The organism is Luteimonas sp. GW821-FHT14E02, from assembly GCF_058803905.1.
Map to the genome: position 1 here is coordinate 80,310 of NZ_JBXAPK010000005.1, position 19,586 is coordinate 99,895.

Consider the following 19,586-nt stretch of genomic DNA (forward strand, 5'->3'; position numbering starts at 1 on the left):
TAGGTCTGTGCGAATGCAGCATTCCCGTTCCAAACCGCTGTTTTCATGGATCGTCGTCTTACAGGTCGTCGCCCTTCGACATGTCGTCGTCGGCGACCACTTCGGCGGCGGCCCATTCCAGCGCCTCGCGCTCCTTGCGCTCGCGCTCGGACTTGTCGACGGCTTCGATGAAGCTCGTATCGATGCGGCGCGCGGCGATCTCGCGCAGTGCCAGCACGGTCGGCTTGTCGTCGTGCTCGCTGTTGTCCAGCTGCGGCTCGACGCCGTTGGCCAGCTGGCGCGCGCGCCTGGCAGCCATCATGACGAGTTCGAAGCGGTTATCGACCACTTCCAGGCAATCTTCTACGGTGATGCGGGCCATAACACTCCCGGCGGCCTAAGGGCCGTCGACTCAATCAAGAAAGGGGGCGGGAATTATGGGGATTCGGCCCGCAATTCGCAAGCCAAATCTTTAAAGTCAATGATTTAGACCGGATTTCGCCATCCAGGCCGGGCCAAAATCACGTGTTCAGCAAGGTGTCGATCAGTCCGGCATGCCGGACCGCCTGGGCCTCGCGGCGCAGGCGGCTGGCGATGAAGATCGCGCACATCTCGTCCACCGCGGTCTCGAAGACCTCGTTGACGATCACGTAGTCGAACTCGTCGTAATGCGACATCTCCTCGCGCGCAGCGGCCAGGCGCTGCGCCATCACCGCCTCGCTGTCCTGCCCGCGCTTGCGCATGCGCTCGTCGAGCGCGGCGCGCGAGGGCGGCAGGATGAACACGCTCACCGCGTCCGGCATCTGCACCCGTACCTGGCGCGCGCCCTGCCAGTCGATTTCCAGCAGCACGTCGCGGCCGGCGGACAGCTGCGGCTCCACCGATTGCTTGGCCGTGCCCTTCCAGTCGCCGTGCACCAGCGCGTATTCGAAGAAATCGCCGGCATCGATCATGCGCTGGAACTCGTCCTTGCCGATGAAGTGATAGTGCTCGGCATGGCGCTCGCCCGGACGCGGGCTGCGCGAGGTGAACGAGATCGACAGCGCAATGTTCGGATCGCGCGCCAGGCAGGCATTGACGATGCTGGATTTGCCGGCGCCCGACGGGGCGGCGACGATGAAAAGGGTGCCGCGCATGCTCATTCGATGTTCTGTACCTGTTCGCGGATCTGGTCGATCAGCACCTTCAATTCCACTGCAATGTTGGTGGTGCGGGTGTCGACGGATTTCGATCCGAGCGTGTTGGCTTCGCGGTTGAATTCCTGCAGCAGGAAATCCAGGCGGCGGCCGACCGGTTCGCGTTGGGTGAAGATGCGGCGGATCTCCACGATGTGGCTGTCGAGGCGGTCGAGCTCCTCGTCGACATCGAGCTTCTGCAGCCACAGCACCAGTTCCTGCTCGACGCGCCCGGTCTCGAACTTGTTGGGGCCGGGCTGCATCAGATCGGCCAGCCGCGCTTCGAGCTTGGCGCGCTGGCCGGCGCGGATCATCGGCATCAGGGCGCGTGCGTCGCCGGCGAGCCGGGCGATGGCGTCGACGCGTTCGAGGATGGCCGTGACCAGCTTGCCGCCCTCGCGCGCGCGCGTAGCGAGGAAATCGTCGAGCACGGTATCGAGCAGCGCCAGCGCTTCGGCCTGCAATGCCGCGGGGTCGCTCGCCTTCGATTGCAGCACGCCGGGGAACTGCAGCAGGTCCGTCAGTTCGACGCGCAGGCCGGAAAAGCGCGCCTGCAGGTCCAGCGCCAGTTCGGAAAGCTGGCCGATGCGCGCGAGGTTGATCTGCAGCGTGTCGCCGCCTTCACTCGAACGCAGGCGCAAGGTGAGATCGACCTTGCCGCGCGAGACGCGCGCGCCCACGCGCTCGCGCAACGAAGATTCCAGCGCGCGCAACTCGTCCGGCAGCCGAATGCCCAGTTCGAGGAAGCGATGATTGACCGCGCGCAGCTCGCAGCCGAGCGTGCCCCCGTCGGCGATATTGCGCTCGCCCGAGGCGAAGGCGGTCATGCTGCGGATCATGCCGAGAACCTATAGGGACGTGCTGAATTGGCGCAGCAGTATGCCTCAGGCCGGGAAAAGGCGCAGGGTTGGCGGAAACCGGCACAGATCGTTTCCCGCCTGCTCCCGCGCCGGACGACCCGCTTCTCCACTAAACTTGCACCGATGAACTCCCCGACTCGCCCTAGCGGCCGCGCCCCCGACCAGTTGCGCGAGGTGCGCATTGAACGTGCCTACACGCGCCATGCGGAAGGTTCCGTACTGATTTCCTTTGGTGAAACCCGCGTGCTGTGCACCGCCAGCGTCGAGAACCGCGTGCCGCCGTTCCTGCGCGGCAAGGGCGAGGGCTGGGTGACGGCCGAGTACGGCATGTTGCCGCGCGCCACGCATACCCGCGGCGATCGCGAGGCCGCGCGCGGCAAGCAGGGCGGACGCACGCTGGAAATCCAGCGCCTGATCGGCCGCGCCCTGCGCGCCTGCGTCGATCGCGGCGCGCTCGGCGAACGCACCATCACCCTCGACTGCGACGTGCTGCAGGCCGACGGCGGCACCCGCACCGCGGCGATCACCGGCGCCTACGTCGCCCTGGTCGATGCGGTGCGCTGGCTGCAGGCGAAAAAAGAGATCACACGCGATCCGCTGCATGGCGCGGTCGCCGCGATCTCCGTGGGTGTCTATCGCGGCATGCCGGTACTCGACCTCGACTACGCCGAGGACAGCGACTGCGACACCGACATGAACGTGGTGATGAACGACGGCGGCGGTTTCATCGAGCTGCAAGGCACCGCCGAAGGCCACGCCTTCCGTCGCGATGAACTGGATGCGCTGCTTGCGCTGGCGGAAAAAGGCGTCGGCGAATTGCTCGCATTGCAGCGCGCGGCGCTCGCCGAAGGTCGATGAAGCCGCATATCAGCCTGGTCGCGCTGGTCGTGCGCGACTACGACGAGGCGATCGCGTTCTACACGCGAGCATTGGGCTTCACCCTGCTCGAGGACACCGATCTTGGCGACGGCAAGCGCTGGGTGCGCGTCGCGCCACCCGGTGCGGAAACAGCCTTGCTGCTGGCGCAGGCTTCCGACGACGAGCAGGCACGCAGCATCGGCCACCAGACCGGCGGGCGCGTCGGTTTCTTCCTGCACACCGACGATTTCTGGCGCGACCACGCCGCCATGTCCGAGCGCGGCGTGCGTTTTCTGGAAACACCGCGCGTGGAGGGCTACGGCACGGTCGCGGTGTTCGAGGATCTCTACGGCAATCGCTGGGATCTGCTGCAGCTGAACGCGTAGTTGTTTTTGCCCATCATTCCGGCTGTTGAACACTGCCGGAATGACGACTGATGGGATTTCTGCTCAGTGATCGATGCGGCGCTTGACGAACGCGGGCACCGCCTCGCCCTTACCTAAGTTGCGCCGCATCGCGATGCGCTGATTGGCACGCCCGATCAAGCTGCGCTGGCGCCGCCGTTCCGCCGCCAATGCCTCGGACAGCGAGCCGTGCCAGGCCTCCTGCAGCAGGAACTTGCCGGCGGCGATCGCATCGGGCGACCCCGCGCTCAATACGTTGGCGAGTTCGCGCGCCCGCGACAGCGGATCGTCGGCGACTTCGCTCACCAGACCAAGTCGCAGTGCTTCGTCGGCGCCGATCACGCGTCCGCTCATCACCAGATCCTTGGCCCGATCGATCGGCAACAGTTCGCGCACCAGCGCGATCCCGCCCATGTCGGGCACCAGTCCCCAGCGCGCTTCCATGAACGACAGCCGCGCTTCCGGCGCCAGCACGCGAAGATCGGCGCCGAGCGCCAGCTGGAGGCCGGCGCCGAAGCAGTTGCCATGCACAGCCGCGATCACCGGGAACGGCAATTCGCGCCAGCCCACGCTCCATTGCTGGAACAGGTTGCGCCATGGCAGCCATAGCGACAGCACGCCGCGCAGCGCGCCGCGGCGATCGGCCAGCACGCTCTTGAAATCGAGTCCCGCGCAGAACGAGGGCCCGTCGCCGTGCACGATCGCCGCGCGCACGTCGCGGCGCCGTGCTAGTGCTCGCTGGATCGCGCGCATCTCGCGCAGCATCGCCAGGTCCACGCCGTTGTGGCGGTCGCCGCGCGCGAGCGTCACCTGGGCCACGCTTTCGGAGACTTCCAAACGCACCCGCTCGCCCATCGCCATCTCCCTCTGTTCCGAGTCTGCCGTACCGAGTCTGCTGTGCCGCATCCGCGACGCGTTATCCTAGGCCATCGCCCTCTCCTTCGAGCGTCATGCAACGGATCGTCCTCGCCAGCAGCAACCAGGGAAAACTGGTGGAGCTGCGCGAACTGCTCGCCGATACCGGCATCGAACTGGTGGCGCAGACCGATCTCGGTGTCGAGGACGCCGAGGAAACCGGCGGCACCTTCATCGAGAACGCCCTGCTCAAGGCCCGCCACGCCGCCACGATCACCGGCCTGCCGGCGCTGGCGGACGATTCGGGCATCTGCGTGGATGCGCTCGGCGGCGCGCCCGGGCTGTATTCGGCGCGCTATGCCAAGCATGGCGATGCCGAGGCGAATATCGACAAGCTGCTGACTGCCCTCGCGGACGTACCGGAGGGGCAGCGCACCGCGCATTTCTACGCAGTGATCGTGCTGATGCGGCACGCCGGCGATCCGCGCCCGGTCATCGCCGAAGGTGTCTGGCACGGCCGCGTCCTGCACGAGCGCCGGGGCAACAAGGGTTTCGGTTACCAGCCGGTGTTTTTCGATACCGAACACGGCGTGTCGGCGGGCGAGATCGACGATGCGCTCAAGAACCGGGTCAGCCATCGCGCCCGCGCGCTGGCGGAGCTGAAGCGGCGCCTGCCGGAATTGCAGCCCGGCGCCTGAGGTCGCGGCGCCCCGCGCGCTTCGCACCTACAATCGCATTGTCGTGAACACCCCTCTTTCCACGCCTGTCGATGCGCCAGCGGCGCCCGCGCTGCTGCATCCGCCGCTTTCACTCTATGTGCATCTGCCCTGGTGCGTGCGCAAATGTCCTTACTGCGATTTCAATTCGCATGAACAGCGTGGCGAATTGCCGTTCGCGGCCTACGTCGATGCATTGCTGGCCGATCTCGACCACGACCTGCCGCTGGTGTGGGGCCGCACGATCCACAGCGTGTTCTTCGGCGGCGGCACGCCGAGCCTGTTCCCCGCCGAAGCCATCGACGCCTTCCTGCAAGCCGCCAGTGCGCGCCTGCGCTTCGCGCCGAACCTGGAAATCACGCTGGAAACCAACCCCGGCACCGCCGAACACGGCCGCTTCGAGCATTACCGCAGCGCCGGCGTGAACCGCATCAGCTTCGGCATCCAGACCTTCGACGATGCCACGCTGCAACGCCTGGGCCGCATCCACGACAGCGCCGAGGCCGTCGCCGCCGTCACGCTCGCGCGCGAGGCCGGGTTCGACAATTTCAATCTCGACCTGATGTATGCCCTGCCGCAGCAGACGCTGGCGATGGCCGAGCGCGACATCGAACGCGCCGTCGCCCTGCAGCCCTCGCATATCTCGCACTATCAGCTGACGCTGGAACCCAACACGGTCTTCGCGGCCAAACCACCGGACGGGATTCCCGACGAGGACGACGCCTGGGACATGCAGGAGCGCTGCCAAGTCCTGCTCGCCGACGCCGGCTACGCGCAGTACGAAGTGAGCGCCTACGCGCGTCCGGGCCGCCAGTGCGAGCACAACCTCAACTATTGGCGCTTCGGCGACTATCTCGGCATCGGCGCCGGCGCCCACGGCAAGATCACGCTAGGCGCGGAACAGGCGATCCTGCGGCGCTGGAAGCTCAAGCATCCCGCCGCCTACCTGGCCTTCGCCGGCACGCCGCAGGCGATCGGCGGCGACGAACGCATCGAGCCCGAGCGGCGGCCCTTCGAATACATGCTCAATGCGCTGCGGCTAAACGAAGGGTTCTCGCTGGCGCAGTTCGAGCCACGCACGGGGCTAACGCGGGCGACGATCGCCGACGCGCTCGCCACCGCGCGCGAACTCGGCTGGCTGCAGATGAATGGCGATCGCGTGGTGCCGACCGATCTGGGCCGGCGCTTCACGAACGACGTGATCGCGCTGTTCCTCGCCTGAGGCCGTTCGCGGCCGGATGGCCATGATGGCCGCCCTCGGCCATGGAGCCGGGCCGTCTCACCGCTTCGTGCGCAGGACCGCGGCAATTGCGGCAAAATCGTCTTTTTCCGCCGCAGATCATGCCGATGAACCTCCAGGAACTCAGCGCCCTCTATCCCGAGCATCTCGCCACCGTCAGCAAGCGCGCGGACGAGGCGCTGGCGCGCGGCGGCTTCGATCATCTGGTGGTCCCCAGCGGCACGTCGCACTATCAGGTCTTCGATGACCGCGATTACCCCTACGCGGTCAACCCGCAATTCAAGGCCTGGGTGCCGCTCACGCGCAATCCCGGCAGCTGGCTGGTGTACACGCCGGGCTCCAAGCCCAAGCTGATCTATCTGCAGCCGTTCGACTATTGGCACGTCGTGCCTGAGGCGCCGAGCGGCTGGTGGGTCGAGCATTTCGACATCGTCGTGATCCGCAAGCCCGCCGACGCACTCGAACACCTGCCGAAGAACGCCTCGCGCTGCGCCATCCTGGGCGAGCCGCAGAGTGCGCTCGGCGACTACGGCGCGTTCAAGCCGAACAATCCGCCGGCCGTGGTGAACTATCTCGAATACCACCGCGCCTACAAGACGCCCTACGAAATCGCGATGATGCGCGAGGCCACGCGTCGCGCCGTGCGCGGCCATCGCGCGGCCGAGCGCGTATTCCGCGCCGGCGCCTCCGAGTTCGGCATCCATCTGGCCTACTGCCAGGCCGTGGGCCAGGACGCCGCCGAACTGCCCTACAACAACATCGTCGCCCTCAACGAGCACGGCGCGGTGCTGCATTACACCGAGCTCGGCCGCATGCCGCCCAAGCCCGCGCGCAGCTTCCTGATCGATGCCGGCGCCAGCTTCGGCGGCTACGCCTCCGACATCACCCGCACCTACGCCGCCGAGGGTGAAGGCGACTTCCAGGCGCTGATCGACGCCGTCGACAAGGCGCAGCTGGACATCGCCCAGCGCTACCGCGCCGGCCACGATTACCGCCAGGTGCACCTGTACGCGCACCTGACGCTGTCGATCGTGCTCAAGGACTTCGGCATCCTGAAGATCTCGCCGGAAGCGGCGGTGGAAACCGGCGTCAGCAGCACCTTCTTCCCGCATGGCCTCGGCCACGGCATCGGCCTGCAGGTGCACGATGTCGCCGGCTTCGCCGAATCGGATCAGGGCGGCACCATCGCCAAGCCGGACGGCCATCCCTACCTGCGCCTGACGCGCACGCTGGAGCCGGGCATGGTGGTCACCAACGAACCCGGCCTCTATTTCATCGACCTGCTGCTCGACGAGTTGAAGCAGGGGGCGCATGCCGACAGCGTGGATTGGGGCCGCATCGACGCCTTCCGCCCCTACGGCGGTATCCGCATCGAGGACGACATCGTGGTCACCGAGGGCGACCCGCTCAACCTGACGCGGCCGGCGTTCGAGGAAACCGCCGAATAAGCCCGGTCCCGAATGGGCGCGGCCGTCCGGAAGCTGAACCGGCACGCCGCGCCCCTTGTCTTGGCGCGGCCCGCCTTTATTATTGAGCGCGTACTCAATCAATATTCCTCAATCAATCCCCCCGGTATGGCCCGCCCCCGCAGCGAAGACAAACGCAACGCCATCCTGACCGCCGCCACTGAGGTGTTCGCGGAGCAGGGGCTGAGCGCGCCCACGGCCCGGATCGCCCGCGAGGCCGGCGTTGCCGGGGGCACGCTGTTTACCTATTTCCGCACCAAGGAGGAGCTGCTCAACCAGCTCTACCTGAGCCTGAAGCTGGGCATGCGGGAAGCGATCATGACCGCCTACCCGCACGAGGCAAGCCTGCAACAGCGCATGCAGCACCTCTGGCGCTGCTACGTCGGCTGGGGCGTCGCCCATCCAGACAGGCGCAAGGTCATGATGCAGCTGGTGATGTCCCCCCACATCGACGACCGCAGCAAGGCGACCAGCGCGGAGGCGTTCGCCGAGGTCGGCGCCCTGCTCGATGAAAGTCGCCGCAGCGGGCTGCTGCGCGACGGGCTGCTGCCCGAACTCCTCCCGGCCATCTTCGGGGCGCTGGCGGACATGACCATGGACCTGATTCTCCGCGAGCCGAAACACGCCGAGCGTTACAGCCAGGCCGGATTCGAGGCCTGCTGGAGCGCGATCGCCAAACCCTGATTTTTTGATTCCGATAATGAGTGACTAGTCACTCATATATCTCCACGCCACGACAGGAACATTGCCATGCCAACCGCCCTCTGGACCACCCAGGACATCCCCCCGCAAACCGGCCGCCGCGTGGTCATTACCGGCGCGACCGGCGGCCTGGGCTACGAGACCGCCCTCGCCCTGGCCGGTGCCGGCGCCAACGTGCTGCTCACCGGCCGCAACGACGCCAAGGGCCAGACCGCTCTCGTCCGCATTCGCAAGGCCTATCCCAACGCGACGATCGGCTATGCGCACCTCGACCTCGGCAGCCTCGCCTCGGTGGCGGACTTCGCCGAGCGCTATGCGCGTGAGCACGACGGCCTCGACCTGCTCGTCAACAACGCCGGCGTGATGACGCCGCCCACGCGCTTCACCACCAGCGACGGCTTCGAGTTGCAGTTCGGCACCAACTACCTCGGCCATTTCGCGCTCACCGCGCAATTGCTGCCACTGCTGCGCAACGGCCGGCAGCCGCGCGTGGTGAATCTGAGCAGCGGCGCGCACCGCCTGGGCGCCGCGATCCATTTCGACGATCTGCAATGGCAGCGCAGCTACAGCCCTTGGCGCGCCTACGCGCAATCCAAGCTGGCGATGCTGATGTTCGCGCTCGAACTGCAGCGCCGCAGCGATGCCCACGGCTGGGGCTTGATGAGCAATGCCTGCCACCCCGGCTACGCGGTGACCGACCTGCAGACGTCCGGGCCGCGCCTGGGCCAGGGCAAGCCGCATCCGATCGAGCCTCTGACGCGATGGATGCAGCCTTACATGTCGCAATCGGCCGCGGACGGCGCCCTGCCGACACTGTTCGCCGCCACTTCGCCCGACGCGGAACCGGCGGCCTACTACGGCCCGCAGGACTGCCTCGAACTCAAGGGCCCGGTGGGAAAAGCCATCGTCGGCAGGCGTGCGCGCGACATCGCCGTCGCCAAACAATTGTGGGAAGTCTCCGAACAGCTGACCGGCGCGCACTGGCCGCAAGACCGACAAGGGATCGCCGCATGAACGTCCTGATCTTCGGCGCCACCGGCATGATCGGCCAGGGTGTGCTGCGCGAATGCCTGCTCGACGACGACGTGACGCGCGTGGTCACGCTCGGTCGCAACGCCACCGACCAGCAGCATCCCAAGCTGCACGAGATCGTGCACAAGGACCTGTACGACTACACGGCCATCGAAGCGCAGCTGCGGGATTTCGACGCCTGCTTCTTCTGCCTCGGCGTGTCCTCGGTCGGTATGAACGAAGCCGACTACACCCGCGTCACCTACGATCTCACGCTCGCCGCCGCGCGGACGCTGTCGCGGCTGAATCCTCGGATGACCTTCGTCTTCGTGTCCGGCGCCAGCACCGACAGCACCGAACGCGGCCCCAAGATGTGGGCGCGCGTGAAAGGCCGCACCGAAAACGCGCTGCAGCGCCTGCCGTTCAAGGCCGTCTATCTGTTCCGGCCCGGCGCGATCCAGCCGCTGCACGGCATCCGCTCGAAAACGGCCCTGTATCAAGCCGCCTACACGGTGCTGCGGCCGTTCCTGTCGACCTTGCGCGCGCTGTTCCCGAATTCGGTGCTGACCACCGAAGCGATCGGCCGCGCGATGCTGGTGGTGGCGCACGAAGGCGCGGAGACGGCCGTACTGGAAAGCCGCGACATCCGACGGCTCGCCGAACGGAAGCCGGTCCATGGCTGAGCGCGCCCCCGCTTCACCAACCCGTGCCGGCGGGAAACTGCGGCGCCTCCTGTACTGGACGCTCGCGGTGCCCGCGTTGTTGCTGGCGCTCGCACTCGGCGTGCTCGTGCTGGGCGGCAGTTCCTCCTTCGGCGGCCGCGCCGAAGGCACGCGGCTGGCGCGAATGCAGCATTCGCCTCAATGGCACGGCGATGCGTTCGCCAATCCGCAGGCGATGTGGGGCGACATGCCGCGCGCGCTGTCGCGGATGTTCGAGAACACGCCGCACAGCGTGCCCGATGCGCCGATCGCTCCGGTCAGTGATGCCTCGCAATACGCGCGGCCGTCGCGGAGCGGATTGCGCGTCACCTGGTTCGGTCATTCCACGACGCTGGTGGAACTGGACGGCGTCAACGTGCTGACCGACCCGCTGTGGAGCGAACGCCCCTCGCCACTGCAATGGATCGGTCCGAAACGCTGGTTCGCGCCGCCGCTGCCGCTGCGCGCATTGCCGCGAATCGATGCCGTGGTGATCTCGCACGACCATTACGATCATCTCGACGAAGCCACGATCCGCACCTTGCAGGCGTCTTCTTCCGCCGTGTTCGTCGTCCCGCTCGGTGTCGGCGCGCATCTGGCGCATTGGGGCGTGCCCGACTCGCGCATCGTCGAACTCGACTGGTGGGAGCGCACCCGCATCGGCGGCGTCGATGTCGTGGCGACCCCCGCGCGGCACGCGTCCGGGCGCGTCGTGCCGCAAAGCAACGAGACGCTATGGGCCGGTTATGCATTGATCGGCGGCCAGCATCGCGTGTTCTATTCCGGCGATACCGGATTGCACGAGGGTTTGCGCGAAATCGGCACGCGCTTCGGGCCGTTCGACGTGGCCATGATCGAATCCGGCCAGTACGACGCCGACTGGCCGGACTGGCACATGGGACCGGAACAGGCCGTCATCGCGAACACGCTGGTGCGTGGCAAGGCATTGCTGCCGGTGCATTGGGGCCTGCTGAAACTCGCGCATCACGGCTGGACCGAACCGGTCGAGCGCGTGGTCGCCGCCGCCCAGTGCACGGACACGTCCGTGCTGACACCGCGGCCGGGACAAAGTGTCGAACCCACGCTGCATCCAGCGTTCGCGCAATGGTGGCCGCCACTCCCCTGGCAGAACGCGAGGGAGCGCCCGGTGATCGCGACGAAGACGGGAAATCCCGCCGCGCGTTACGAGCTGCCGCAGTGCATGACGCCCCGCACCGGAGCGGTGGCCTCCACATAGTCATCGCCGCCTTCGTGCAGAATGTCGCACCGGCAGCGCGATGCATGCGTTGTCTACTTACGATTACTTCCGCACGACCACTTCCGCACCAGCCGCGTTTCGATGTCCCCCGCCCATCTCCTGCTTGCCCTGGCCGTCGTCATCGTCTGGGGCACGAACTTCGTCATCATCAAGCTGGGACTGGGCGAACTGCCGCCGCTATTGTTCGCGACACTGCGCTTCTTCTTTTCCTTCTTCCCCTGGATCTTCGTGATCCGGCGCCCGCCGGTGGCGTGGAAACTGCTGATCGCGACCGGCATCTTCCTCGGCTTCGGCCTGTTCGGCCTACTGTTCATCGCCATGCGCGCGGACATCACGCCCGGCATCGCCTCGCTGGTGGTGCAGACGCAGGCGTTCTTCACCATCGGCCTGTCGATGCTGTTGCTGTCCGAACGCCTGCGCGCTTTCCAGGCCGTGGGACTGGTGTTCTGCATCGCCGGGCTGGTGATCCTGTTCGCGCATACCGATGCGTCCCTGACCACGCGCGGCCTGATCCTGACGCTGACCGGCGGCTTGTCGTGGGCGATCGCCAATCTCGTCGCCAAGCGCGCCGGCAAGGTGGACATGCTGGGATTCATGGTGTGGTCGAGCCTGTTCGCAGTGCCGCCGCTGCTCGTCGCGAGCCTGGTCTTCGAAGGGCCGGAGCGGATCGCGCACGCACTCGCGAACGCCAGCTGGCTCGGCTGGAGCGCGGCGATCTGGCAGGGCGTGGCCAACACGCTGTTCGGCTACGGCGCCTGGAACTGGCTGCTGGCGCGCTATCCGGCGGCGACAGTCTCGCCGCTGTCGCTGCTGGTGCCTGTGTTCGGCATGCTCACCGCGACACTCGTATTCGCCGAACCCTTGCCCGCATGGAAGCTGCAGGCCTGCGCCCTGCTGCTGCTCGGTTTGGTGGTGATCACGCTGTGGCCGCGCCTGAGCGCGCGGTGGCTGCCGTCGCGCGGGAACGCCTGATCACGATCGATGGCGCGCTAACAGCGGTACATCATCAGCCGCGCGCCATCAGCGCTTCGATCTCGTCGGCGCTGTGCGCGAGCTTCGCCGTCAGCACTTCATGACCGTCGTCGGTGATCGCCACATCGTCCTCGGTCCGGATGCCGATGCCGCGCCACTTCGCATGCACGGATTTGTCGTCCGGCGAGATGTACAGGCCGGGCTCGATGGTGAACACCATGCCCGGTTCGAGCAGGCGCGATTCGCCGTCGATGCGGTAATCGCCGACGTCGTGCACGTCCAGGCCGAGCCAATGCCCGGTCTTGTGGCGATAGAAGCGCTTGTAGCTGCCATCGCTGATGTTCTTCTCCAGCTTGCCCTTGAGCAGGCCGAGCTGAAGCAGGCCCTCGGTGAGCGTCTCCACGGCGGCGTTGTGCCCGGCTTCGTAAGGCACGCCGGGCCGCGCCTGCGCCATCGCCGCGGCATGCGCGGCGCCGACCAGATCGTGCAAGGCGCGTTGCGCCTTGCTGAAACGGCCGTTGACCGGGAACGTGCGCGTGATGTCGGAGGCATAGTTGCGGTATTCGGCGCCGGCGTCGATCAGCACCAGATCACCGTCCTTCGCCGCGCCGCCGTTGGCGACGTAGTGCAGCACGCAGGCATTGCCGCCGGCACCGACGATGCTGCCGTAGGCCGGATGCGCGTCGTGGGCGCGGAACACGCGTTCCAGTTCCGCCTGCAGTTCGTATTCGTGGATGCCGGGCCGCGCCGCGCGCATCGCCGTTTCGTGCGCCAGCATGCTGATCTCGGCGGCCTTGCGCATCAGCTTGAGCTCGCTCTGCGACTTGAACAGCCGCATCTCGTCGAGCAAATGGCCCAGTTCGAGGAATTCGTGCGGCGGCTGCGCGCCCTGGCGCACCTGCGCGCGCACGCGGTTGAGCCAGCCGATCAGCTTCAGATCGAAATCGGTGTCGCGGCCGAAATGGTAGTAGACGCGGGTACGGCCTTCGAGCAGCCCCGGCAGGATTTCGTCGAGATCGTCGATCGGATAGGCATCGTCCATGCCAAAGGCGTCGATGGCGCCTTCCGGACCGACGCGCGGCCCGTCCCAGCCCTCGCGTTCGGAATTGCGCTCGCGGCAGAACAGCAGATGCTCGCCATGCTTGCGCCCCGGCACCAGCACCAGCACGGCCTCCGGTTCCGGAAAGCCGGTCAGGTACCAGAGATCGGAATCCTGCCGGTACGGGTAATGCGTGTCGCGGCTGCGAATGCGCTCGGGCGCGGCCGGCAGGATCAGGATGGCGTCTTCGCCGGCCATGCGCATCAGCTGCTTGCGGCGGCGCGTGTAGGCCTGGGCGGTCATTCCGGCGTTGCTGGTCATCGCGATGTCGTTCGGTTCAACTGAAACATTCGGTTCAACTGCAACCAATAGCGTTCAATTCAGCTTCTGGCGATGCCGCGGCCCCAGCGCGCAGTCACTGTGCAGCAGCAGGGCGGCGACGCGGACGAATTCCTCGATCTCGGTCAGCGCGGCCTCGTCCTCCTCATCGCCTTCTTCCTGCGGCGAGGCGGCCGCCAGCCTGGCCAGATCGGCCAGTGCCTCGCCCGCTTCCTCCGACAATGCCGGCTTGGCGCCCGCGGCCAGGCCGAAGCCGCCGAGAAAACCGCGGCACCAGTCGAACAGGGCGGCGCTGCGCTCGCTCAGCGCGGCGCCTTCGTCGGGAAGCAGCAGTTCGAAGCCGAAACTGCGGTCCTCGAGCTGGGTGACGCTGGCCTTGCACAGACGATCCAGCGCGCCATCGGCGGACACGGCCGGGAGATCGTCGTCGGCCAGTACCTGGCCCAGCCACTGGGCCGTATCGGCGCCGCCGCCGGCCAGCCAGCCGCACAGCGCGCCATGCAGCTCGGGGGCGCCCACGCCGATTCGCAGTGCTCGGCAGGTCTCTTCCACTTCGGATAATGCGGGCAGATCGAGCGGCACGGATCGTCTTCGGATACTGCAGGTGCCGCAGAGTGTATCAACGCCATGGCACGGCTTTCGAATTCTCCTGAACAGGTGTCATAGGTTTGCCCCCTGTCACAGATCGGCGCACACCCCTAAACTTGAAAAGATGACACGGCGTGGCCAGGGGGCGCCACTTGAGCAGTTTCGTGGATCTGCGCTTTCTCGCGGCAGCCGTGTTCGTGCTGCTCGCGTTGATTGCGACCGTCGTCTGGCGCAGGCGCGCGGACCGCTTGCGCATGGTCGACATGCGTGAGCTGGAAGAGCGCCTGAAACTCGCGCTCTGGGCGACTGGGCAGTATTACTGGGACTACGACGTCGTCGCCGGCAAGGTGCGGCGGCTGCAGGTGAAGGATCCGGGCGACGGCAATGCCGGCCGCCTGGAGGCGCTCACCCTCGACATCCGCAACGTCGCTCATCCCGAAGACCAGCCGCTGATGACCGAGCGCATCCGGCACTATCTGGAAGGCAGCGACGACAGATACCGCTCCGAGCACCGGATGCACGACGCCGAAGGCAAGCTCATCTGGGTGCGCGCCAGCGGCCGTGCCGTCAAGCGCGACGACGCCGGCAAGGTGCTGCGCATGGCCGGCACCACGCTCGACATCACCCGTGAACACGAGATCGACGACGAACACCGCGTCGCCGCGCAGGTGCTGCGCAGCATGAGCGAGGCGGTGACGGTGCTGAACCGGGACTTCGAATTCGTCTCGGTGAACCCGGCCTTCACCCGCATCACCGGCTACGAGGAAACCGAAGTGATCGGCCGCAGCGCCGCGCTGCTCGACAGCAGCCGGCACGACACCGCCTTCTACCACCACATCCGCGCGCTGGTCACGCGGCATGGCCATTACGCCGGCGAACTGTGGCAGCGGCGCAAGGACGGCGAGGAATTCCTCTGCGCCTACGAATTCAACGTCGTGCTCGACGCCAACGGCACGCAGCAGTATTTCGTCGCCGTGCTCAACGACATCACCCAGCAGAAGCGCGCCGAAGAGGAACTGCGCTATCTCGCCAACTACGACACCCTCACCGGCCTGCCCAACCGCACGCTGCTTTCCGAGCGGCTGTGGCGCGCGATCATGCATGCGCAGCACGCACAGACCCACATCGCGGTCCTGTTCCTCGACTTCGATCGCTTCAAGGACATCAACGACTCGCTCGGCCACGCCACCGGCGACCGCATCCTGTGCGCGGCCGCGCAGCGCCTGCAGGCGACCGTCGGCGACCACCACACCGTCGCCCGCCTCGGCGGCGATGAATTCACCGCGGTGCTCGAGAACATCGAATCGCAGGAAGACGCCGACAGGATCGCGCAAGCCGTGCTGAAGGCGTTCGAGGTGCCGCTGACGATCGACAAGCATCTGGAAGTCTCGATCTCCCCCTCCATCGGCATCAGCCTGTATCCCGATCACGGCCTGGTGCCCGCCGACCTGCTCAAGCACGCCGACACCGCGATGTACCAGGCCAAGGCGGCCGGCCGCCGGACATCGATGCGCTACGACGACACGATGGAAGTCGCCACGCGGCGCCGCGCGGTCCTCTCCGGCGCGTTGCGCAAGGTGCTCGACCGCAATGAACTGCATCTGGTCTATCAGCCGCGCCTGACCCTCGCGTCCTCGCCTTCCGCTTCCGCGCGCATCTCCGGCGCGGAAGCGCTGCTGCGCTGGAGCAGCCGCGAGCACGGCCAGATCGATCCCACCGAATTCATCCTGCTCGCCGAGGAAAGCGGCCTGATCCGCGACATCGGCGAATGGGTGCTGCGCGAGGCCTGCCAGACGCTGCGCGACTGGCGCCGTCAGGGCCTCGATGACTTCCGCATGGCCGTGAACGTTTCCGGCCTGCAACTGCTGCGCGGCGATTTCCCCGGCATCGTGCGCGACATCCTCATCGAAACCGGCGTGCCGGCTAGCGCGCTGGAACTGGAACTCACCGAATCCGTGCTGATGGCGAGCGCGGAACAGACCGCGGCGCGATTGCAGGCGTTCCGCGAGCTCGGCGTCTCCCTGGCCATCGACGACTTCGGCACCGGCTACTCCTCGCTCGCTTACCTCAAGCGCCTGCCCATCACCACCGTGAAGATCGACAAGGAATTCATCGACGACCTCGCCCGCAATCCGGACGACGCCGCGATCACCGGCACCATCATCGCCATGGCGCATTCGCTGGGGCTGAACGTCGTCGCCGAGGGCGTGGAGACGGACACGCAGATGCAGTTCCTGCAGCAACGGCACTGTCACGAAATCCAGGGATTCTGGCTTTCGCCCCCCCGCGAGGCACAGGATTGCCTGGACTTCATCCGCCGCTGGGCGCCGGCGCAGCCGGACGCCGCCCTCGTCCTGTCTTGACCGCCCCCCCGCCGCCTCCTATCGTGCCCGCATGGACACAGGTTCTTCCGACGTACTCGAGCAGTTGCGCGCCCTGGCCGAACGCTTCGACGCGCTGGCCGAACGCACCCGGCGCCTGGCCGAGGAGAACCGCAGCCTGCGCCAGCAACACGAGCAACTGGCCGGCGAGCGCTCGCAACTGCTCGCCAAGAACGAACAGGCACGCTCGCGCGTCGAAGCGATGATCGCGCGGCTGAAGTCGCTGGAGCAGCACACATGAGCGCCGCGACCGCCAACGAAGTCGTCAGCATCCACATCCTCGACCGCGAATACACGGTCGGCGTCGAACCCGGCGAGCAGGACAGCCTGCGCGCCGCCGCCAAACTGCTCGACACCCGGATGCGCGATGTGCGCGGCGCCAACCGCATGGCCGCGGTGGACCGCGTCGCCGTGCTCGCGGCCCTGAATCTCGCGCACGAACTGCAGCAATTGCGCGACGAAACGGTGAAGCGCGAACGCGAACTCGCGCGCACGCTTGGCGAATTGCAGCGCAAGCTTGACGCGCTGCTCGATACCTGAACGCGGCAAGGTTCAAGCGACGCAAGGCATCAAGTTTCGAGCGCGACAGCGAGTCGCGAAGAACTCGAGACTCAAGCCGTCAGCATCCACGTCGACAATGTGCGCTTCGTGGTTAAGTGTTCGTGATGCCATCCGTGGCGCCACATCTTCGTCTTCGGAACCCCCTGCCCAGCCATCTGGCTGGGCGTTCGCACACACAGCCCTCAGAGACGTCGACGACGTCTCTTCGACCTTGAAGGCGTCCGCCAGCATGCGCGTGCTCACCACCGACAAACGGATATTGCACAGCGCGTGTACGCGCTATACTGCCTGCGCGTCCTCTGCCGTGATCGACGGCGTGCGCAAACATTCGCCTTGTCCCTTATTGACGACCACGGGGGCGCAGCGGAAGCCGGGTGTGCATGTCCGCCTTCGAGCGGGAAGCCCGATGGAGTCCAAGCGTTCCCACTTGAACCTCGGGTTCAAGGTCGTTTCGCACGCATCGGCATGGCGGAGGACGTATTTTTTCCTGCATCGTCGCGATCGCGCGGCGCATGCATTCGATCGCGGTAGCTTTGCCGAACGCGACGGCTTCGCCGAAGCGTTGCCTCCAGAAGCGATTCCTCTAAAATCGCCCGCATGCCGGATGCGGAACCTCTTGTGATCAGCGAAACCCGCGGCGCGCTCCGGCGCACGATGCGCGCGCAGCGTCGCGCCATTACCGCCGCCGACCGCATCGCCGCGGCCGAACGGCTCGCCGAACACCTGCTCGCCTTGCCTGGCCTGCCGCTGCAAGGCCATGTCGCGGGCTATTGGGCCGTGGATGGCGAGATCGGCCTGCATGCCTGGCAGATCCGTCTCCCGAGCGCGTACACGTACTGCCTGCCCGTGCTGCACGAGGACGGTCGCCTGCGCTTCGCGCCCTGGCGCCAGGGCGCGCCGCTCGTCGCCAATCGTCATGGCATTCCCGAGCCGGATGTCGGCGAGGACGCCCTGCTCGAACCCGAATCGATGGCCCTGGTCGTCGCCCCGCTGGTCGCCTTCGATGCTCATCGACACCGGCTCGGCATGGGAGCCGGCTGGTACGATCGCAGCTTCGCGTTCCGCCGCGACGCCACCGGCAAGCGCACCGCACCGCCACCGTGGCTGGTCGGTGCCGCGTTCGCGATGCAACAGGTTGATGCGCTCGTCGCCGAATCCTGGGACGTGCCGCTCGACGCGGTATGCACGGAACTGGATACCTTCGTCGCTACCGATGTTTCCTGATCACATCATTTGATCACCTCAAACCCGCCGACATGACGAGCACGCGCAAACGCTACTGGCTGATGAAATCCGAGCCGGACGCTTTCTCCATCGACGATCTGCAGCGCGCCGGCACCGAACCGTGGACTGGCGTGCGCAACTATCAAGCACGCAACTACATGCGACAGATGCAGGCCGGCGACGGCGTGCTGATCTACCACTCCAGCTGCGAGGTGCCGGGCATCGCCGGCACCGCCACCGTCGCCTGCGCCGCCTATCCCGATCCCACCCAGTTCGACCGCAAGTCCGACTACTTCGATCCGAAAAGCACACAGGAAGAACCGCGCTGGCAGATGGTCGATGTCACGTTCGAACGCAAGTTCAAGCGCGTCGTGCCGCTGGAGGAGATCAAGCAGCATGCCGCCAAGCTCGGCGAGGAATTCGCGCTGATCCGCCGCGGCAGCCGTCTTTCGGTCCTGCCGGTGACGGCCGCGCAGTGGAAAATCCTGCTGTCGCTGGAATAGTCGGGACACGCCAGGGGCCGGAATTCGAGATTCCTCGAATCACGAACTAGAATTCCGCTTCCCGCACATCCCTTTCCCGCAAATTCCCGAGTCCCTGGACCCCGTCATGTCTGAAGCCAAGCGCCTCGCCGGCGAAAAAGCGATCGATTTCGTCGAAGACGGCAGCATCGTCGGCGTCGGCACCGGTTCCACCGTGGCCTACTTCATCGACGCGCTGGCGCGGATCAAGCACCGCATCCAGGGCGCGGTTTCCAGTTCCGAACAGAGCAGCGAACGCCTGCGCGGTCACGGCATCGAGGTCATCGACCTCAATCATGCTGGCCCGCTCGCGCTCTACGTCGACGGCGCCGACGAATGCAATCCGCGCAAGCACCTGATCAAGGGCGGCGGCGCCGCGCTCACGCGCGAGAAGATCATCGCCGAGGCCAGCGAGAAGTTCATCTGCATCATCGATCCCTCCAAGCGCGTCGACGTGCTCGGCAAGTTTCCGCTGCCCATCGAGGTGATTCCGATGGCGCGCAGCCTCGTCGCACGCGAGATCGTTGCAACGACTTCCGGCCAGCCCGTCTGGCGCGAAGGCGTGGTCACCGACAACGGCAACTGGGTGCTCGACGTGCATGGCCTGTCCATCACCGATCCGATCATCCTCGAGCGCGAGTTGAACCAGATTCCCGGCGTCGTCAGTGTCGGTCTGTTCGCGCGCCGTCCCGCCGATGTGGTGATCGTCGGTGGCGAGCCGCCTCTGGTGCTGTAA

The 19,586-nt window shown here is 66.5% G+C and carries 22 protein-coding genes and 1 other RNA gene; 17 read left to right on the forward strand and 6 right to left on the reverse strand.

Annotated elements, in window-relative coordinates:
• Positions 1–58: 58 nt before the first annotated feature.
• The 3 genes from rpoZ to AC1RNP_RS09775 form a co-directional block, all read right to left on the reverse strand.
• The gene (gene rpoZ, locus AC1RNP_RS09765; protein WP_493051066.1) at positions 59–361 is read right to left on the reverse strand and encodes a DNA-directed RNA polymerase subunit omega; all 303 of its coding nucleotides are present in this window, start codon (positions 359–361) and stop codon (positions 59–61) included.
• Between the two features lie 139 nt (positions 362–500).
• Positions 501–1,115, reverse strand: a complete 615-nt coding sequence (gene gmk, locus AC1RNP_RS09770; RefSeq protein WP_493051067.1) for a guanylate kinase — start codon at positions 1,113–1,115, stop codon at positions 501–503.
• A gap of 2 nt (positions 1,116–1,117) precedes the next feature.
• Positions 1,118–1,993 carry a YicC/YloC family endoribonuclease gene (locus AC1RNP_RS09775; RefSeq protein WP_493051068.1) on the reverse strand — a complete coding sequence of 292 codons (876 nt, stop codon included), beginning with the start codon at positions 1,991–1,993 and terminating at the stop codon, positions 1,118–1,120.
• 144 nt (positions 1,994–2,137) lie between these two features.
• Here AC1RNP_RS09775 and rph point away from each other — a divergent pair, with 144 nt between their 5' ends.
• On the forward strand, positions 2,138–2,872 hold the full coding sequence (gene rph, locus AC1RNP_RS09780; RefSeq protein WP_493051069.1) for a ribonuclease PH: 735 nt from the start codon (positions 2,138–2,140) through the stop codon (positions 2,870–2,872).
• The gene (locus AC1RNP_RS09785) at positions 2,869–3,258 is read left to right on the forward strand and encodes a VOC family protein (RefSeq protein ID WP_493051070.1); all 390 of its coding nucleotides are present in this window, start codon (positions 2,869–2,871) and stop codon (positions 3,256–3,258) included. The genes rph and AC1RNP_RS09785 overlap by 4 nt, the downstream gene beginning before the upstream one ends.
• 63 nt (positions 3,259–3,321) lie before the next feature.
• Here the strand turns inward: AC1RNP_RS09785 and AC1RNP_RS09790 are convergent, their stop codons facing one another.
• Positions 3,322–4,131: a crotonase/enoyl-CoA hydratase family protein gene (locus AC1RNP_RS09790; protein ID WP_493051071.1), complete on the reverse strand. Its 810-nt coding sequence runs from the start codon at positions 4,129–4,131 to the stop codon at positions 3,322–3,324.
• Positions 4,132–4,226: 95 nt separating this feature from the next.
• Between AC1RNP_RS09790 and rdgB the strand changes: the two genes are divergently transcribed.
• The 8 genes from rdgB to AC1RNP_RS09830 all read left to right on the forward strand — a co-directional run bounded on the left by rdgB (position 4,227) and on the right by AC1RNP_RS09830 (position 12,197).
• Positions 4,227–4,829 (forward strand): RdgB/HAM1 family non-canonical purine NTP pyrophosphatase, encoded by a 603-nt coding sequence (rdgB, locus tag AC1RNP_RS09795; RefSeq protein WP_493051072.1) that lies wholly within the window; start codon positions 4,227–4,229, stop codon positions 4,827–4,829.
• A gap of 43 nt (positions 4,830–4,872) precedes the next feature.
• Positions 4,873–6,069: a radical SAM family heme chaperone HemW gene (hemW, locus tag AC1RNP_RS09800; protein ID WP_493051073.1), complete on the forward strand. Its 1,197-nt coding sequence runs from the start codon at positions 4,873–4,875 to the stop codon at positions 6,067–6,069.
• Positions 6,070–6,194: 125 nt separating this feature from the next.
• Positions 6,195–7,535: a Xaa-Pro dipeptidase gene (gene pepQ, locus AC1RNP_RS09805; protein WP_493051295.1), complete on the forward strand. Its 1,341-nt coding sequence runs from the start codon at positions 6,195–6,197 to the stop codon at positions 7,533–7,535.
• Positions 7,536–7,547: 12 nt separating this feature from the next.
• On the forward strand, positions 7,548–8,237 hold the full coding sequence (locus AC1RNP_RS09810; protein WP_493051074.1) for a TetR/AcrR family transcriptional regulator: 690 nt from the start codon (positions 7,548–7,550) through the stop codon (positions 8,235–8,237).
• A 66-nt stretch (positions 8,238–8,303) separates the two neighbouring features.
• Positions 8,304–9,269: an SDR family oxidoreductase gene (locus AC1RNP_RS09815; RefSeq protein WP_493051075.1), complete on the forward strand. Its 966-nt coding sequence runs from the start codon at positions 8,304–8,306 to the stop codon at positions 9,267–9,269.
• Positions 9,266–9,949, forward strand: a complete 684-nt coding sequence (locus AC1RNP_RS09820; protein ID WP_493051076.1) for an NAD-dependent epimerase/dehydratase family protein — start codon at positions 9,266–9,268, stop codon at positions 9,947–9,949. The genes AC1RNP_RS09815 and AC1RNP_RS09820 overlap by 4 nt, the downstream gene beginning before the upstream one ends.
• Positions 9,942–11,204, forward strand: coding sequence for an MBL fold metallo-hydrolase (locus AC1RNP_RS09825; RefSeq protein ID WP_493051077.1), 1,263 nt, complete (start codon positions 9,942–9,944; stop codon positions 11,202–11,204). The genes AC1RNP_RS09820 and AC1RNP_RS09825 overlap by 8 nt, the downstream gene beginning before the upstream one ends.
• A gap of 102 nt (positions 11,205–11,306) precedes the next feature.
• Positions 11,307–12,197 (forward strand): EamA family transporter, encoded by an 891-nt coding sequence (locus tag AC1RNP_RS09830; RefSeq protein WP_493051078.1) that lies wholly within the window; start codon positions 11,307–11,309, stop codon positions 12,195–12,197.
• A gap of 34 nt (positions 12,198–12,231) precedes the next feature.
• Here the strand turns inward: AC1RNP_RS09830 and AC1RNP_RS09835 are convergent, their stop codons facing one another.
• Positions 12,232–13,557 carry an aminopeptidase P N-terminal domain-containing protein gene (locus AC1RNP_RS09835; RefSeq protein WP_493051079.1) on the reverse strand — a complete coding sequence of 442 codons (1,326 nt, stop codon included), beginning with the start codon at positions 13,555–13,557 and terminating at the stop codon, positions 12,232–12,234.
• Positions 13,558–13,611: 54 nt separating this feature from the next.
• Positions 13,612–14,157 carry a UPF0149 family protein gene (locus tag AC1RNP_RS09840; RefSeq protein WP_493051080.1) on the reverse strand — a complete coding sequence of 182 codons (546 nt, stop codon included), beginning with the start codon at positions 14,155–14,157 and terminating at the stop codon, positions 13,612–13,614.
• Between the two features lie 158 nt (positions 14,158–14,315).
• On the opposite strand from AC1RNP_RS09840, the gene AC1RNP_RS09845 reads away from it, so the two are divergent.
• The 7 genes from AC1RNP_RS09845 (at position 14,316) to rpiA (ending at position 19,586) form a co-directional block, all read left to right on the forward strand.
• Positions 14,316–16,526, forward strand: coding sequence for a putative bifunctional diguanylate cyclase/phosphodiesterase (locus tag AC1RNP_RS09845; RefSeq protein WP_493051081.1), 2,211 nt, complete (start codon positions 14,316–14,318; stop codon positions 16,524–16,526).
• A 31-nt stretch (positions 16,527–16,557) separates the two neighbouring features.
• Complete coding sequence (locus AC1RNP_RS09850) at positions 16,558–16,785, forward strand: TIGR02449 family protein (protein ID WP_493051082.1); 228 nt, start codon at positions 16,558–16,560, stop codon at positions 16,783–16,785.
• Positions 16,782–17,084: a cell division protein ZapA gene (locus AC1RNP_RS09855; RefSeq protein ID WP_493051083.1), complete on the forward strand. Its 303-nt coding sequence runs from the start codon at positions 16,782–16,784 to the stop codon at positions 17,082–17,084. The genes AC1RNP_RS09850 and AC1RNP_RS09855 overlap by 4 nt, the downstream gene beginning before the upstream one ends.
• Before the next feature lie 314 nt (positions 17,085–17,398).
• Positions 17,399–17,584, forward strand: a non-coding RNA gene (gene ssrS / locus AC1RNP_RS09860) — 6S RNA.
• A gap of 142 nt (positions 17,585–17,726) precedes the next feature.
• Entirely contained in the window at positions 17,727–18,329 is a 603-nt protein-coding gene (locus AC1RNP_RS09865; protein WP_493051296.1) for a 5-formyltetrahydrofolate cyclo-ligase, read from the forward strand.
• A 32-nt stretch (positions 18,330–18,361) separates the two neighbouring features.
• A complete protein-coding gene (locus tag AC1RNP_RS09870) occupies positions 18,362–18,832 on the forward strand; it encodes an EVE domain-containing protein (protein ID WP_493051084.1) in 471 nt (156 codons plus the stop codon).
• A 106-nt stretch (positions 18,833–18,938) separates the two neighbouring features.
• Positions 18,939–19,586: a ribose-5-phosphate isomerase RpiA gene (gene rpiA / locus AC1RNP_RS09875; RefSeq protein WP_493051085.1), complete on the forward strand. Its 648-nt coding sequence runs from the start codon at positions 18,939–18,941 to the stop codon at positions 19,584–19,586.